General features: G+C 38.5%; 16 protein-coding genes. 13 read left to right on the top strand and 3 right to left on the bottom strand.

From position 1 onward, the window contains the following. Positions 1–11 precede the first annotated feature (11 nt). From ES948_RS03020 to ES948_RS02960, 13 genes are all read left to right on the top strand, one after another. A complete protein-coding gene (locus ES948_RS03020) occupies positions 12–521 on the top strand; it encodes a peptidylprolyl isomerase (RefSeq protein ID WP_152183464.1) in 510 nt (169 codons plus the stop codon). A gap of 9 nt (positions 522–530) precedes the next feature. After that, positions 531–1,613 carry an epoxyqueuosine reductase QueH gene (locus ES948_RS03015; RefSeq protein WP_152183463.1) on the top strand — a complete coding sequence of 361 codons (1,083 nt, stop codon included), beginning with the start codon at positions 531–533 and terminating at the stop codon, positions 1,611–1,613. 49 nt (positions 1,614–1,662) lie between these two features. Next, the gene (gene fabZ / locus ES948_RS03010; protein ID WP_152183462.1) at positions 1,663–2,112 is read left to right on the top strand and encodes a 3-hydroxyacyl-ACP dehydratase FabZ; all 450 of its coding nucleotides are present in this window, start codon (positions 1,663–1,665) and stop codon (positions 2,110–2,112) included. A 48-nt stretch (positions 2,113–2,160) separates the two neighbouring features. Further along, entirely contained in the window at positions 2,161–2,958 is a 798-nt protein-coding gene (lpxA, locus tag ES948_RS03005; RefSeq protein WP_152183461.1) for an acyl-ACP--UDP-N-acetylglucosamine O-acyltransferase, read from the top strand. Then, positions 2,955–4,199, top strand: a complete 1,245-nt coding sequence (gene clpX / locus ES948_RS03000) for an ATP-dependent Clp protease ATP-binding subunit ClpX (protein ID WP_152183460.1) — start codon at positions 2,955–2,957, stop codon at positions 4,197–4,199. The genes lpxA and clpX overlap by 4 nt, the downstream gene beginning before the upstream one ends. Positions 4,200–4,209: 10 nt before the next feature. Next, complete coding sequence (locus ES948_RS02995; protein WP_152183459.1) at positions 4,210–5,247, top strand: rod shape-determining protein; 1,038 nt, start codon at positions 4,210–4,212, stop codon at positions 5,245–5,247. Further along, the gene (gene mreC, locus ES948_RS02990) at positions 5,240–6,001 is read left to right on the top strand and encodes a rod shape-determining protein MreC (RefSeq protein ID WP_152183458.1); all 762 of its coding nucleotides are present in this window, start codon (positions 5,240–5,242) and stop codon (positions 5,999–6,001) included. The genes ES948_RS02995 and mreC overlap by 8 nt, the downstream gene beginning before the upstream one ends. After that, positions 5,998–6,747: a MipA/OmpV family protein gene (locus ES948_RS02985; RefSeq protein WP_152183457.1), complete on the top strand. Its 750-nt coding sequence runs from the start codon at positions 5,998–6,000 to the stop codon at positions 6,745–6,747. The genes mreC and ES948_RS02985 overlap by 4 nt, the downstream gene beginning before the upstream one ends. Positions 6,748–6,818: 71 nt before the next feature. Next, the gene (gene carB, locus ES948_RS02980) at positions 6,819–10,076 is read left to right on the top strand and encodes a carbamoyl-phosphate synthase large subunit (protein ID WP_152183456.1); all 3,258 of its coding nucleotides are present in this window, start codon (positions 6,819–6,821) and stop codon (positions 10,074–10,076) included. Beyond that, positions 10,037–10,510, top strand: a complete 474-nt coding sequence (locus ES948_RS02975; protein ID WP_152183455.1) for a Sua5/YciO/YrdC/YwlC family protein — start codon at positions 10,037–10,039, stop codon at positions 10,508–10,510. The genes carB and ES948_RS02975 overlap by 40 nt, the downstream gene beginning before the upstream one ends. Beyond that, positions 10,507–10,953 carry a hypothetical protein gene (locus tag ES948_RS02970; protein ID WP_152183454.1) on the top strand — a complete coding sequence of 149 codons (447 nt, stop codon included), beginning with the start codon at positions 10,507–10,509 and terminating at the stop codon, positions 10,951–10,953. The genes ES948_RS02975 and ES948_RS02970 overlap by 4 nt, the downstream gene beginning before the upstream one ends. Before the next feature lie 2 nt (positions 10,954–10,955). Further along, positions 10,956–11,516 (top strand): Cj0371 family chemotaxis-regulating polar lipoprotein, encoded by a 561-nt coding sequence (locus ES948_RS02965; RefSeq protein WP_152183453.1) that lies wholly within the window; start codon positions 10,956–10,958, stop codon positions 11,514–11,516. 3 nt (positions 11,517–11,519) lie between these two features. Continuing rightward, complete coding sequence (locus ES948_RS02960) at positions 11,520–12,701, top strand: glutathionylspermidine synthase family protein (protein ID WP_152183452.1); 1,182 nt, start codon at positions 11,520–11,522, stop codon at positions 12,699–12,701. A 30-nt stretch (positions 12,702–12,731) separates the two neighbouring features. Here ES948_RS02960 and ES948_RS02955 read toward each other — a convergent pair whose 3' ends face one another. The 3 genes from ES948_RS02955 to ES948_RS02945 form a co-directional block, all read right to left on the bottom strand. After that, complete coding sequence (locus tag ES948_RS02955; RefSeq protein ID WP_152183451.1) at positions 12,732–13,931, bottom strand: glucose-6-phosphate isomerase; 1,200 nt, start codon at positions 13,929–13,931, stop codon at positions 12,732–12,734. After that, positions 13,931–14,758 carry a UTP--glucose-1-phosphate uridylyltransferase GalU gene (gene galU / locus ES948_RS02950; protein WP_152183450.1) on the bottom strand — a complete coding sequence of 276 codons (828 nt, stop codon included), beginning with the start codon at positions 14,756–14,758 and terminating at the stop codon, positions 13,931–13,933. The genes ES948_RS02955 and galU overlap by 1 nt, the downstream gene beginning before the upstream one ends. Before the next feature lie 102 nt (positions 14,759–14,860). After that, a complete protein-coding gene (locus ES948_RS02945) occupies positions 14,861–17,029 on the bottom strand; it encodes an STT3 domain-containing protein (RefSeq protein ID WP_152183449.1) in 2,169 nt (722 codons plus the stop codon). Positions 17,030–17,069: the final 40 nt, after the last annotated feature.

Here is a 17,069-nt window from a genome sequence, read left to right as displayed (position 1 = left end):
GGTTTCAAAAAATGTTTGGAAGAAGCACACAATTAAAAGAGTATAATTTAAGCGAAGATGAGTTGGCAAAACTCCAATATGCAAAAATCGTAACAAACAAGGGTGATATCTGGATCAAGCTCTATCCAGAAGAAACACCAAACACGGTAGCAAACTTTGCTCACCTGGCACAAAGCGGTTTTTATGACAACCTTAACTTTCATCGCGTAATCCCGGGCTTTATGGCTCAAGGTGGTTGTCCGCATGGAACTGGTACTGGTGGTCCGGATTGGGCGATCGCATGTGAGACGGATAAAAACACACACAGACACGTAAAAGGTACACTTTCAATGGCTCACGCAGGTCCTAACACTGGTGGAAGCCAGTTCTTTATCTGTTTTGTTCCATGTCCTCACCTTGACGGTGTTCACACTGTTTTTGGCGGAATCGAAGAAGATGATACAGAGAGTTTTGCGGTACTTGATTCAATTGAGGGACAAGATGACATCAAAACTATCGAGATTCACGAAACAAAAGCGTAAGGACATCTTATTTTAGTCCATATCTGTTGCAGTGTTGATTCACATTTTTTTCTAGAGAAGCTCAAAGAGGATTTTCCTGATGAAAAGCTCACGGGCTTTTTTTATGACCCCAACATCCATCCCTATTCCGAGTATAAACTCCGACTTTTGGATGTTGAGAGAAGTTGTAAAAAACTTGGTATTGAACTGATTGAAGGCGAATATGATTATGAGTCATGGCTCAATGCTGTACGAGGTCTTGAACAAGAGCCTGAAAAAGGTGCACGCTGTGAAGTCTGTTTTGACAAGCGTTTTTTAACAAGCGCACAAAAAGCCCTTGAACTTGGTGAAGATAAAATCACTACAACACTTTTGGTTTCTCCTTTAAAGTCCCAAGAGCAGCTCAAACGTGTCGGTGATGATTTTCATGCAAAACATGGTGTTGAGTTTATTGCCGTAGACTATCGAAGCGGTGGCGGGACACAAGACCAAAGCAGAGTGACAAAAGAAGAACAACTTTATCGCCAAGATTATTGTGGCTGTATCTATGGGCTTACCATGCAGCGTGAACAGCAGGACAAACTGATGGATGAGATGTTCTCACCAATTTCAGGACAGATTATGCCCGCTTCCATTGAAGAGAGACTCGCACTTTACAGCTCACGCAACAAACTTGAAGATGAGAAAAAAGAGTACAAAATCATCAGACAAAAGTTCTTAAACTACCGACAGTTTTTTTGTAAGCTGATTTCTGGGAAAAAAGAGCTCATTGATGCCTATGCTCTCTCCTACTCGACACTGCCAAGGAAACGTGCGCAAGGGCGTATAGAATTTGCCATAGACAATGTGCATTATATGAACCGCCAAGAGGTAAAATTTATCACACTTGCGTTTTGTAATGACTTTTTTTCAACTTCTTACAAAGATATAAAAGAGCTTATCTATAATCCTCCAAGTATAGATGAAGAGTTAGACTTAAGAGAAAAAATCTCCGGATTTGCTTATGATCTAAGCCCAATTATCGTTGTTTCAAAAATTCCTAATACCAAGCTCACACTTACACTCGATACAAAAACCTACGAAGACACTAGAGAAAAGCTAATCGTTTTATAATAAAAATTTTGCTAAAATATCCAAAATTATTATTATAAGGTTTTTCAATATGCTTATGGATGTTATGGACATACAAAAAATTCTTCCGCACCGTTACCCTTTCTTACTCGTAGACCGCGTTACAGAACTCAACCCAAAAGAGTCTATCATCGCTTATAAAAACGTCTCAATCTCTGAGCCTGTTTTTGAAGGGCACTTCCCAGGTCACCCAATCTACCCGGGTGTTATGATACTTGAAGGTATGGCACAAGCCGGTGGAATCCTTGCTTTTAAAAGCATGGACGATGTTACAGAAGAAGAGATTCAAAACAAAGTTGTTTATTTTATGAGCATTGACAAGGCTAAGTTTCGTTCTCCTGTAAAACCAGGTGACAAACTTGAGTACAAGATTTCTGTTATTAAGAACAAAGGTGCTATCTGGCTGCTTAAAGGGGAAGCTTATGTTGATGGAAAATTAACAAGTGAAGCTGAACTTAAAGCTATGATAGTGGACAAATAGGCAAAGTTTTGAGTATCAGAACTAAAGTTCAATGCAGGGAGGCACTAAATGCCGAGTCGTAAGATATCTGAATTAGCCATTATTGAAGATGGTGCAGTCATTGGAGAAAATGTTGAAATAGCTCCCTTTTGTTTTATCTCTAAAGATGCGACGATTGGTGATGGTACAACGATTGCGCAAAACACATGTATCTATGGAAAGACAACGATTGGAAAGAACAACCGTATCTTCTCTCACGCAGTCATTGGTTCCATCCCTCAAGATTTGAAATACAACGGTGAAGATGTAGAACTTATTATCGGTGATGACAATACTATCCGGGAGTTTACACTCTTTAATCCCGGAACAAAAGGCGGTGGTGGAAAAACTATCATCGGAAATCATAATCTTTTTATGGGTTATGTGCACTTGGGACATGATGTTATTATTGGTAACCACTGTATTTTGGCGAATGCCGCAACCTTAGCCGGTCATGTAGAACTTGGTGACTATGTTGTTATCGGTGGAATGACACCGGTACATCAGTTTGTGCACATTGGAGATTATGCGATGGTTGGCGGTGCTTCAGCACTCGCGCAAGACATTCCTCCATTTTGTATGGCTGAAGGTAACCGTGCAACGCTTCGTGGACTGAACCTCACGGGACTTCGCCGTAATATTGAAAGAGAAGACATCAACGCGCTCAAATCTGCTTACCGTGAGCTTTTTGAGTCTGGAAAACCGCTCAAAGATACAGCAAGTGAGCTACTGGAAAATACGAAAAATCACTATGTGATTGATTTATGTAATTTCGTTATTAAAACAAAACGCGGAATTCCATTTGAGAGAAAAGGGTTAGAAAAATGATACACAGACATTGTAGTTTTTGTGATGCAAGCGAGAGTGAAGAGAATCCACTCATCGCTGGAAATGGTGTTTACATCTGTAAAAATTGTGTTTTCTCTGCTTATAAAATCATGTTTGGTGATGAAAAAGAGCTAGCAAGCCAAAATAATGCTAAACTCACGGAACATGTAGAAAAACTGATGACGCCTAAAGAACTTGACAAATTTTTAGGAGATTATGTCATTGGTCAAGAGAGAGCTAGAAAACTTATCAGTGTAGCTGTTTATAACCATTACAAAAGAATCTTTAAAATGCATAATGCAGTTGACGATGATACAGAGATTGCAAAATCAAATGTTCTTCTCATTGGTCCGACAGGATCTGGTAAAACATTGATGGCACAGACGATTGCACGAGTGCTGAATGTTCCTATTGCCATTGCTGATGCGACAAGTCTGACAGAAGCCGGATACGTTGGTGAAGATGTTGAAAATATCTTGACAAAACTCATCCAGGCAGCAGACGGTGATGTAGAGCGTGCACAAAAAGGGATCATCTTTCTCGATGAGATAGACAAAGTCTCACGTATGAGCGAAAACCGTTCTATCACTCGTGATGTAAGTGGTGAGGGAGTGCAACAGGCACTGCTTAAAATTATTGAAGGCTCATCTGTAAATATCCCGCCAAAAGGTGGAAGAAAGCATCCAAACCAGGAGTTCACTGCAATTGACACAACAAATATCCTCTTTATCTGTGGCGGAGCATTTGATGGTTTAGAAGAGATTCTCAAGCGTAAACAGGGTGAAAATGTTCTTGGTTTTGGGCATGAGAAGAAGACAAAAGATGAAGCAAAACCTACTTTTGATATGGTAGAGCCTGATGATTTAGTACATTATGGACTTATTCCTGAACTTGTCGGTCGTCTCCCAATCATCGCATCTCTCAATGAAATCACAGAAGATGATATGGTGCGCATCCTCACAGAGCCTAAAAACTCTCTTGTAAAACAGTACAAAAAACTTTTTGCAATCGATGATGTAGAGCTCAACTTTGAAGAAGATGCACTTCGTGCCATTGCACAAAAAGCAATCAAACGTAAAACCGGAGCACGTGGTCTTCGTGCAATTATGGAAGAGAGTATGATAGAGATCATGTATGAACTTCCAGAGTATGCAGGATATGAGCTTCTTATTACGAAAGAGGTTATCGAAGATGGTGAAAAGCCGGTATATATTAAAAAATCAACACAAAAAACAGCATAAGGCGAGATAGATGATATTTAACAAAATAGTAGGACTTTTTTCAAACGACTTGTCAATTGACCTTGGTACTGCAAATACGATTGTAATTGCCAAAGGTCGCGGTATTATAATCAACGAACCATCTGTAGTTGCAGTAAAAACAGAAAAATACGGGCAGACAAGAGTTTTGGCTGTCGGACATGAAGCAAAAGAGATGGTAGGTAAAACTCCAGGAAATATCAAAGCTATTCGTCCTATGCGTGACGGTGTCATTGCTGACTTTGATATGACAGAGAAGATGATTCGAAAGTTCATAGAAAAAGCACATGGAAGAAGCTCTTTAATCTCTCCTCGTATCATTATCTGTGTTCCTTACGGTCTCACGCAAGTTGAGCGTAAAGCTGTTCGGGAGTCAGCTCTTAGTGCCGGTGCACGTGAGGTATTTCTTATCGAAGAGCCAATGGCAGCAGCAATCGGTGCTGGTGTAGACATCCGCGAACCACAGGGAAATCTTGTTGTTGATATCGGTGGCGGTACAACAGAAATCGGTGTAGTTTCTCTTGGTGGACTTGTACTTTCAAAGTCAATCCGTACAGCGGGTGATAAGATTGATCAAGGGATTGTGAACTACGTAAGAAAAAAATACAATCTTCTTATCGGTGAACGTGTTGCAGAAGAGATTAAAATCAACATCGGTACAGCTGTGAGTCTTGACCAGGAACTCTCTATGGTTATCAACGGACGTGATCAGGTCGAAGGACTTTTAAGTTCAGTAGAACTGACTTCAGATGATGCCAAAGATGCTATGCGTGAGCCTCTCAAAGAGATCGCAGAAGCACTTCGTGATGTGCTAGAGCAGATGCCACCTGACTTGGCAGGAGATATTGTCAATCACGGTATTATCTTAACAGGTGGTGGAGCACTTATTCGCCAGCTTGACAAATATCTCTCAGATATTGTAAAAATTCCTGTTTTTGTAGCTGATGAGCCACTGCTTGCTGTTGCACGCGGAACTGGTCGTGCACTTGAAGAGATAGACCTCTTACAAGAACTTTTTGAGAATGAATAAGAAGTTATTTACATACTTACTTATCTTACTAGCACTCTTTATGGGTGCTCTTTACTATACAAATACAATACAATCTCCCCTGCTCTCCTTTTTAAACAGTATTAAAATCTCATATCACAACACTACTCGGAGTATTGAGAACACAATTAACAAGCACTTTTTCCAAGTACAAAAAATTACAGACTTAAAAGAAAAACTCCAAAAATATGAGAACAATCATCTTGTTATGCAACAACTTGCTTCCGAAATCGATGATATGTATAAAGAGAACAACTCTTCATTAGCTACAGATCCAAGAACGGAACTTGTACGTGCCATCTCTTATGAAAAGTTTGGAAATCTCAACCGAGTTTGGCTTGAAATTCCCGACTACAATGCTTCAAAAATTTATGGCCTTATTTATAAAGAAATGGTAGCCGGCATTGTTATCCCAAAAGATGCAAAAGCTCTTGCACTACTCAACTCAGATATAAAAAGTACCTATGCCGTCTACATCGGTGATGTCAAAGCACCCGGCATTGCTCACGGGAACAATGATAAAAATCTTGTCGTAAACTTTATACCTGCATGGTTTGATATAAAAGTAGGTGATGAAGTGACAACTTCCGGACTTGACAATATCTTTTTTAAGGGTCTTAAAGTTGGACGTGTTATCTCCATTTCAAAATCGCAAGGCTATCAAAATGCCATTATTGAACAGTATTACAACTCAAATGAGCCAAGTTATTTTCATATTATCAGGAGTGTTCGATGAAATTTCTCTTAGTTCTCTTACTCTTTTTTAGCACACATCTTTTTGCAGATGAGAAGCAAAAACTTACTCTTGGATTTGGTCCTTACATCCAGTCTGAACCATATAAAGGTGCAGATGACTTGATTCTTCCATCACCTGTCATCTTCTTTGACAATGGCATCGTTTATGCACGATGGAGTCGTTTTGGGCTCTATTTTCTAGGTGAGAGAGAAGAAGATTATGCATGGGGGTTTTCACTTACTGCCCAGCCTCGTACACTTGGATATAAAGCATCCGACTCTACTTATTTAGAAGGTATGGATGAGAGAAAGTCAACCTTGGAAGGTGGTTTGGCATTTTCTGCAAGTTATCAAAAATCGACCTATATTGAGATTATGCTCTTAGCTGATATGCTCAAGACCTATAATTCATGGGTCACAAGAATGGAAATTGGCAACAAATATGAAGCTGGAAAATTCACTTTTTATCCAAGTATTATTTTGCTCTATCAATCAAGAAAATTTATAGATTATTATTATGGTGTTAAAACAACAGAAGTAAGAACAGACCGACCTGCTTACTCACCTGGTAATGGTTTAGAATATGGAGCACAGACGTACATTAAATACCCTTTTACAAAAGAACTTTCTGCACTTATCAATCTTCGTTATGACATAATTCCAAAAAGTGCAAAAAACTCTCCACTTACCAATAAAAACTACATTTATTCAGGACTTTTTTCTCTGATTTACACATTTGAGTATTAATCCTCATCAAATATTAAGTGCTTCTTAGCTATAATCTCTAAATTTTATAGAGATTATTTAAGAGGTAACAAATGCCAAAACGCACCGACATTAAAACTATTTTACTTATAGGTTCTGGTCCGATTGTAATCGGTCAGGCATGTGAATTTGACTACTCAGGAACACAAGCAGTAAAGACACTAAAAGAGCTTGGATACCGTGTTGTTCTTATCAACTCAAATCCTGCTACGATTATGACAGACCCTGAATTTGCAGACAGAACCTACATTGAACCAATCAAAGAAGATATCATTGAAAAAATCATCAAAGATGAAAATGTAGATGCCATCTTGCCTACAATGGGTGGACAAACTGCACTTAATGTTGCAATGAGCATGTATGAAAAAGGAATGCTTGAGGGTGTAGAGTTTCTAGGTGCAGACCCACAAGCTATCAAAAAAGGGGAAGATAGACACCTTTTTAATGAAGCGATGATTAAAATCGGTATGGACCTGCCAAAGAGTAAAAATGCATACAGCGTTGAAGAGGCTATAGAAGTAGCAAAAGAGATTGGTTTTCCGGTAATTTCTCGTGCTTCTTTTACACTTGCCGGTGGTGGTAGTGGAGTAGCCTACAATATGGAGGAGTTTGAAAAACTCGCAGCAGAAGGTATCAGTGCATCTCCTATCAATGAGATAGAGATAATGGAGTCTATGCTTGGTTGGAAAGAGTATGAGATGGAAGTTATCCGTGATAAAGCGGACAACTGTATCATCGTCTGTTCTATTGAAAACTTTGACCCTATGGGTGTTCACACAGGTGATAGTATCACAGTAGCACCTGCTCTTACACTAACAGACAAAGAGTACCAAAGAATGCGTGATGCATCTTTTGCAATCCTGCGTGAGATTGGTGTCGATACTGGTGGCTCTAACGTTCAGTTCTCGATAGATCCAAAAACCGGACGTATGATTGTTATCGAGATGAATCCTCGTGTATCTCGTTCATCTGCACTGGCATCTAAAGCAACTGGATACCCTATCGCAAAAGTAGCAACTCTTTTAGCAGTTGGATTTACACTTGATGAGATTACGAACGACATCACAGGTACTCCTGCGGCATTTGAACCTGTCATTGACTATATTGTTACAAAAGTACCGCGTTTTACATTTGAAAAATTCCCAGAAGCAGTAAGCACACTCTCTACTTCTATGAAGTCAGTCGGTGAAGTTATGGCAATCGGTCGTACTTTTAAAGAGTCTGTTCAAAAAGCACTCTGTTCTTTAGAGACAGGTCTATGTGGATTTGATGAAATCGATGCGGATGATGAGTTTGTTCGTCATGAGATCCGTCGCCCTAATGCAGACAGAATTTTATATGTTGCAGAAGGTTTTAGACGTAGTATGAGCATCAAAGAGATGTTTGATACATGCCAGATCGATCCATGGTTTTTATACCAGCTTCAAGAGTTAATGGAAAAAGAGAAGACAATCACAGATAAAATCCTCTTTGATGCTGATTTGATGAGAGAAGTAAAAGTTGATGGATTCTCTGATAAACGCATTGCACAACTTATCAAGAAAAACTCGGGGGAGAGTGTCAGTGAAGAGCTTGTCTATGAAGCAAGAAAAAAACTTGGAATCAGCCTAGAGTACAATGAAGTAGATACATGTGCGGCAGAGTTTGAAGCGCTTACACCGTATCTTTATTCCACAACAAACATTACAAAACTTCCTAAAACTGCACCACGTCAAAGTGACAAGAAAAAAGTACTCATCCTTGGTGGTGGACCAAATAGAATCGGTCAGGGAATCGAGTTTGATTACTGTTGTGTTCATGCTGCATTTGCACTTAAAGAGATGGGTATAGAGACTATTATGTACAACTGTAACCCTGAAACAGTCTCAACGGACTACGATACTTCTGATGTACTTTATTTTGAGCCGATTGATTTTGAACATGTGCGTGAGGTAATCGAAGCGGAAAATCCAGACGGTATCATCGTTCATTTTGGTGGACAAACACCACTCAAACTCGCAGATGGTCTGACAAAAATCGGTGCAAAGATATCTGGAACTCCATCAGCGGTCATTGATCTTGCAGAAGACAGAGAGCAGTTCTCTGACTTTGTAAACCGTCATAGACTCAAACAACCTGCAAATGGTCTGGCTCGTACAAAAGAGGAGTCGTACGTAATCGCTGAAAAACTCGGATATCCTGTACTTGTTCGTCCTTCATTTGTTCTTGGTGGACGTGGCATGCGTATCGTTTACTCAGAGGCAGAGCTTAAAGAGTATATGGACCTTGCAATCTCTGTAAGTAATGAAGCACCGGTACTAATTGACAAGTTCCTTGACCAGGCCATTGAGCTTGATGTGGATTGTATCTCTGATGGAGAAGATGTCTACATCGGAAGTGTTATGCAGCATATCGAAGAGGCTGGAATTCACTCAGGTGACTCTGCGTGTTCACTGCCTCCGGTAAATCTAAGCCAAGAGATGATAGAAAAAGTAGAACTCCAAACTAAAACGATCGCACTTGGTCTTGGTGTTCGAGGACTTATGAATGTTCAGTATGCTATCTATGAGGGTGAAATTTATCTTATAGAAGTAAATCCTCGTGCAAGCCGTACTGTACCGTTTGTAAGCAAAGCAACAGGTATGCCTTTGGCAAAAGTGGCAACACGTGTTATGATGGGAGAGAATCTTCGTGACTCTCTTGCATACTATGACAAGTATGATATCGTTGAAGAGACAAACGGTCTGCTTCGTCCTCGTCTTAAAGGGCATGTTTCAGTAAAAGAGGCAGTATTTCCTTTCCATAAACTCTATGGTGCAGACTTGGTTCTCAGCCCTGAGATGAAATCAACTGGTGAAGTTATGGGAATCAGTAAAAACTTCGGTGTATCTTTTGCAAAATCACAACTGAGTGCCGGTAACAAGATTCCAACGGGTGGCACATGTTTCCTCTCTTTTGTAGATTCTGATAAACAGCACGCTGCTGAGATCGCAGCAGGACTTGTTAAACATGGATTCAAACTCGTTGCGACAAAAGGAACACAAGAGGCAATCGTAGCTGCAGGTATAGAGTGTGAAAGAGTGCTTAAAATTTCAGAGGGTCGTCCAAATATTGAAGACAGTATGAAAAATGATGAGATTGCAATGGCAATCAATACTTCAGATAACAATACAAGTAAAAAAGATGCGGTTGTCATTCGTCAAGAGGTACTCAAACGCAGCATCCCATACTTTACTACACTCAGTGCTGCACGTGCACTCATCTTGGCACTTGATGAGATGAAAGATGACAAATGGTCCAAAGCAACAGCACTTCAAGACTTTCTCGTATAAAAAAGAGTATCATCCTCGCGCAAACCGACACAACTGTCGGTTTTTTATCTCAAGATGCAGCCAAGCTGCGTGAGATAAAATCACGTCAATCAAACAAACCCTTTATCAAAGTATTTCAAAATTTTAAAACATTGCAAAAAACAAATATTCGCATACCAAAAAGTAGAAAAAAGATGCTCAGACGAGCAAAAAAAACCACCTTTATAGTAAAAAATCAAGCCTTTCGGATTGCGCCATACTCTTTAGACTCTGAAGTGTTAAGAAAACTAGAGTGGAGTTATTCGACATCAGCAAATGAGAGCGGTAGAAACTATGAGAGAAGTTTTTGTGAGCAAAAAGCTGATATAATAGTAGAAGATAAACAGGGACTCTTTGAAGGAAGAGCTTCAAGACTCTATAAAATAAACAATACGAAAATAAAGAGGTTACGATGAGCAAAGTTATACAGATGATACTCAGTGGAATGTTTTTTACCTTTTTTTGTGATTTTTTTCTCTTTTTGGGAATAAAAGAGAACTATATTGATGCACATAATATTCAAGTCTATTACAATATTTTATTTGCAGACCATCAATCCCTTATTATCTACCTGTTCTTTACTCTCATTACCGGTTACATTGTTATGTATCTCAGTAACAAACTTGCCATAATCGTTATTGGAACACTTTTCTTGCTTTCTGCATCTACGCTAATTCCTCCTGTTGGAGCTGCTGTGGGCGAGTTGTTATTGATGCAAAAAAACACTGTTTTACAAACAGATAGATTTAGCTATCATGGAGATATACTTTATAATGGAAGAAAAGAGATTACATTTTACGATTATGAACTAAAAAAAGTTATAATTCTTCCAAAAAATAAACTTCAAGGTAGTTATTAGTAATGAAACATATATCTTCGATTGCAAGCGGTGTCGTTCTTGGCACTGCCGGTATCATGATGATGAGTACACTCACGGGATGTGAGCAGAGACAGCAAGAGGCACAAAACAAGTTTTTGGTCATTGAGCAACTTCCAAACGGAAAATATAAAGTGGTAGAAGAGATGCCTACAGAAGGTCCAACTCGTGCAATTATCCGTGAACGTGATAAATTTGGCAATATTCGTGAGCGTTTTATGAATGAAGAAGAGATGAAAGCACTCGCTGCACAAGAGTATGAAAAAGTACAAAACGGTACAAGTGAGACCATTCAAGAAAACAGCAGCAGTGCAGGAATGGGACTAGCAGGAACCATCCTCGCCGTTGCAGCGGGGAGTCTGCTTGGAAATATGATAGCAAACTCACTTATGAACAACAAAGCCTTCTCTCGAAACACCCGAAGTGCCTACACAGCTTCAGCATATAAGAAAAAAACAGCTCGTGCATCTTCTAAAAAAAGTTTTTTTGGAAGTTCAAAAAGCTCCTCTTATAAAAAAAGCAGTGGTGGTTTTTTTGGTGGTTAATATATGATACAAACACTTAAAGTCAAACCCATTGATGATACAACGCTTGATGAGATAGGTTTTACATGGCATACAGACAGTGATGGCAGTAAATATGTAAGTGATGAACTTGTAGTCATCGCACAAGATGAGGCAGAAGCCTACTACGAAGCTGCAAATACGATATATGACATGTATGTTGAAGCTGCTGAGTATGTCATAGAGAACAATCTCTTTTTTGAACTTGGCATTCCCTTTAATCTGATAGATATAATAAAAAAATCATGGGAAAATGATGTTCACTGGCATATTTACGGACGTTTTGATTTTGCAGGTGGCATTAATGGAGAGCCTATTAAACTCATAGAATTCAATGCTGATACACCAACAGCACTCTTTGAAACAGCACTTCTACAGTGGGCAATATTAAAACATAATGAGATGGATGAGGCAAAACAATTTAACAATGTCTATGAAGCTATTTCTGATAATTTCAAACGGCTCATTACACTTTTTGATGATACAGAAAAGTTTAATGAACTCTATGGTGGATGGAAGATACTTTTTTCTTCTGTTGCAGGTAATGATGAAGAAGAAGCTACAGTCAAACTGCTGCAGCAGATGGCAAGTGATGCCGGATTTGTTACAGGATTTGAATTTTTACAGAATGTCGGTTTTGATGATGAGGGCATCTATGATAAAGAGAAAAACCCTTATGAGTACTGGTTCAAGCTCTATCCTTGGGAGGATATCGCTACGGATGAACCAGAGCTTGCTACAACACTGACACATATCATGGAGAATCAAAAAGCCATTATTTTAAACCCAGCCTATACCCTCCTTTTTCAATCAAAAGGAATGCTGGCGATCTTGTCAAAACTCTTTCCAGACTCTCCATACCTGCTAAAAACATCTTTTGAACCTTTTCAAGGAATAAAACAGGTTGAAAAATCCCTTTTTGGTAGAGAAGGGGCAAATACAAAAATCATAGATGCCGATGGAAAGATACTCACTCAGACAGATGGTCCTTATGATAATTACAACAAAGTTTACCAACAATATGTAGAGTTTCCAAACGATAAACAAAGGGCAAAATACCAAGCAGGTGTTTTCTTTGCCTATGAAGCCTGTGGACTCGGATTTCGAAAAGGTGGAGAGATTTTAGATAATATGAGTAAATTTGTAGGGCATGTTATAGTCGATTAGACTATAAAAATGGCGTTACAATTTGCCGGATTATTGAAGTTTTTTGTTTAAAATAATTTTTCCAGCTTCAACACCTGGCTGATTATATGCATCTATATACATAAACTTTGCACAGAGGGATGTGAGAAGTTCATATTCATACATTAAAGCAGCTATAGCACTCTCACATACTCCATCTATTGTAATGACATCACAGGGAATATCATTGAGGTTATTGATAGACTCAATAGTTGCATCAGCCTGTTTGTTAATCAGATCAGAAAAAGCTATACCATTGAGATAATCCAAGTCTTCCAAGCCTTCAAGCTGAATGTCTGGAATCTTCAAATCATTATCAAAGTTCTCTACTTTAATGACTGTAACGGTCTTGTCACGTCTTCCTTCTACTATAAGTTGTAAAAAAGAGTGCTGATCAATTGGACCTATGATACCAATAGGGGTAAGTCCCTGCCTTGTATCATTAATATCCACTTTACCTAAACTCTCTCCCCAGAGCTGAATATACCATTTATTAAATCCCTCGAGTCTTGAAGAGTATGAAAAGACAACGTTAATGTTAAAGCTGTACTTATACTCTACTAAAAAACGTGCCTTTTTCAAGATGCGTGTATAAAACTCTCGTTTTGCAAAAAAATCATCATGTATTTTTTTAGCACCACATAAGAGCTCATCTATATCTATACCTACAATAGCAAGAGGCAGCAGTCCAACAGCTGAAAATACAGAGAAACGCCCACCTACATTTTTGGGTATCTCAAAACTCACCATCTCATTGGCATTTGCAAAGGCTTGTAGTTTCGAATCACTCTCTGTGACGACTATAGTGTTGTTTTTATCGCATTTTACAAGAGAATTAATGTACTTGAAGATTGAGACTGTCTCTATGGTTGTACCTGATTTAGAGATGACAATAAAGAGAGTATCTTCTAAATCTATTGCTTCTATCTTTGATTTGATATCTATGGGGTCTGTTGTTTCTAAAAAGAAGAGTTTTTTTTCTAAGTTGCGTGAGTGTTTTAAAAACTTGTAAATCGCATATGTACCGAGTGTACTTCCACCGATTCCAATTACGACGATATTACTCTGTTTTACACTATGGGCATACTCTTTAAAAGGATTTGTATCAATAAATGGAAGTTCATAATACCCAATCAGCTCTTTTTCTTTGAGAATCTCTGCAAAAACAATTTCATCAGAGATAGTTGGATTGAAGTTGTGCTTATATTGCATTATTTATTACTCTTTGCATAAAAATAGTTTGTTGCCTCCACAAAACCATCTACACTTCCACAGTCAAAACGTTTTCCTTGAAACTTGTAAGCCAAAACTCTTCCCTCTTTTGCCTGTTCTAGAAGTGCATCCGTTATCTGAATCTCTCCGCCTTTTCCAGGTTTTGTCTCACGCAAGATATCAAAGATATCTGGTGTTAAGATATATCGACCTATAATCGCCAGATTTGAAGGGGCATCTTTTGGATCCGGCTTTTCCACCATATCTTTTACACGGACTAAATCATCCGCAATAAAATCTCCTGCTATGACACCGTATTTATTTGTGTCTGCCTGTGGAACCTCTTCAACGGCAACAATGGAGCACTTATGCTCTTCATATAGTTTTACCATCTGTGTTAAAACCCCATCTGAGTCATTGTCACACAAATCATCTGCTAGTATAACGGCAAAAGGCTCCTGCCCTATCAAAGTCTCACCTGTTAAAATAGCATGCCCCAAACCTTTCATCTCAATCTGTCTCGTGTAAGAGAATGTACAAGCATTGATAACATTACGAATCTGCGTGAGGTACTCTTCTTTTGTAGTTCCTTTTATCTGATGCTCAAGCTCGTAAGAGATATCAAAATGATCTTCGATTGCCCGTTTTCCACGACCGGTAACTATGGCCATCGTACTCAGCCCTGCTTCAATGGCCTCTTCAACACCATACTGTAAAAGTGGTTTTGTAAGAACAGGCAACATCTCTTTTGGAATGGCTTTGGTAGCCGGTAAAAATCGTGTTCCATAACCTGCTGCAGGGAAAAGACATTTTTTGATCGGTTTCATTGGTATCCTTTGTATCAGTTTTTTTCCCGGGATAAATCCCGGATTCCAAAGACAGTTGGCAACTCTTTTGGAAGCAGGGTTTTAACCCTGCCCTTTAGGTTTTCATATTTTTAATTTATAGACTTTTGCACTCGGCGTTAAAATAACCGGTTCAAAAAGTTTTGGATCATAATCTTCAAGTACCATCAGTTGTATATACATAGAGTTATATGTTTTTTCATCAACAAGAAGCATAGTATTATAATTAACCATATATATCACACTAATGTCCGAGCTAAAATTTACAAGCTGCACATTTTTTTGGAGTTTCATATCTTTTGTATATTGTGTTTTTACAAATCTGCGAATTGGCATTGTTTTATTGCCAATTGTCAGATTCAGTGTTCTTTTATCTAAAAATATATTGGCTCCAAGCTGAATCTTTGATCCTAGATCTTTAAAACTTCTAGCAACATAAAAGAATGGCTGTCTTCCTTGTCGCCCATTCATCAAGTCAATATTTGAAAAAAGTGTAACCGTAGGATAGATACTCGTCATACGAAACGGTAGATAAAAGTAGATGTCTCTTGTCTTTTTCGGTAGTTTTATATCAGACTTGAGTGTTGCAAGAAAATCATTTGTATTTTTAAAACCATAATCTTTTGTCATCTGCTCAATATTTGAGAAAATTGTCAAGTTTTTATCAGATATCTCTTCTTTATGTGTATCTCTAAAAGCATATGTCTTTTCCGTATACTCAACATCAAGGCGTGCCATCTTTGCGGCTTCTTCTTGTGTATGCGTGAGCATAAAACTTACCGGAAAATTCACAGACCCACTGTGCTTTCCTCCGTCACTCAAAGTCTTTACATCTGCATAGTAACGAATCGGATAACCATAGTCCCACCAAGAGATGACATAATCTTCTCTGTCTGCTTTTTTGCCTAAATCTTGAAGTACTTGGACCTCATTGGCATTAAAAACAGTTGGTACGTTATAAGCTTCTATATGTTTGTAGTTTGGGAATATAATGGCAAGCGTAAATGCTATCATACTGAGATATTTTAACTTTGCAGTAGGCATTATACGCGCTATTTCTATGATGAGATATGCAATACCAAAAGCCAAAACAGGCACAGCATAGATAGTAAAACGAAGCCCGCCAACATAAGCTAAAAAGCCAAGCCCGACCAGTGGAAGAGAAAAGAGCATAATGCGGTGTTTATAGAGTAGGTAGAGATACCCTGCCAGTGAGATTAAAAATGTAACAGTATGCCCACTTATGCGATTTGCAAATGTCTCAAATGGGATATGCCCTGCCTCACGTACGGTTTGCATAACAGTAAAAAAGTGGAGTCCAAGTCCTTTATCAGTAGCACTGACACTGTCTCTAAATACATAGCCCTTTAACTGTGCCCAGATAGGAGAGAGCCCACCGGAGACTAAGAATGCAGCAACGGCAAGACCTAAAATATAAAAAACATATTTGTCATATTTTTTATCTCTAAAAAGAATATATACTACAACTACAAGACCAAGACGTAAGAAGCCATCGCCATTCATCATAGCAAGCATCATAATTGCAAGCAGTTTATAATTAAAAAGATTTTTACGATCAAAAATCAACGCATATGCTAATATAAGGCCAAAAAATGAGAACTCCAAAGAGTAAGATTGCGGATACCACCAGCGATAGATCAGAATATCTATCGCTGTTATAATTAAGTAGATATTTCTGTTTGTCTCTACTGCCCAGATAATAGACCAAAGTAAGAACATTGGAAGTACAATGTTGAGCATATCGGTATCATAATACCCTGCCATCGTACGGTTATAGTAACTCCAAGCGATAGATGCGAGCAGTGCAGCGATAAGCCCCATCTCCAAGTTTTTCATCACTCGTGCAATTAAAATGATTGGAATAACCACTAAAGAGCTTAAAAATACCGGCATATAAAAGATGACTGATTCAAAAGAAAATGGTAAGATTTTTGCGAATAAAGCTGTCAGCTGTGATGCTGCAGAAGTTACAGGAGAGAGGTCATAAAGCTGATGGAATTTGTCAAAGTACTCTTTTGCATTTGGATTTGTAGTCGTTCCCAAGAGCAGATCTCTAGCACCTTCAGCCCAAATATAACCATCATTAGTATTTATCATAAACTGCCCATTAAAATAAAAAGGTTCATAATCCGCAAAATGATAAACCCAAATAAGACGCATCAGAACTGAAAAAGTAAAAGCTATGGAGATATAAAAAAGTGTTAATTTTGTTTCTTGTGAAGTTTCTGTCAAGTTCTATTCCTCGGATAAAGTGGAGGAATTATAACATAAA

The sequence above is a fragment of the Sulfurimonas indica genome (assembly GCF_009192995.1).
GTDB classification, from domain to species: domain Bacteria; phylum Campylobacterota; class Campylobacteria; order Campylobacterales; family Sulfurimonadaceae; genus Sulfurimonas; species Sulfurimonas indica.
Note: the sequence above shows the minus strand (reverse complement) of the source record. Positions and strands in the feature narration are given on the sequence as shown.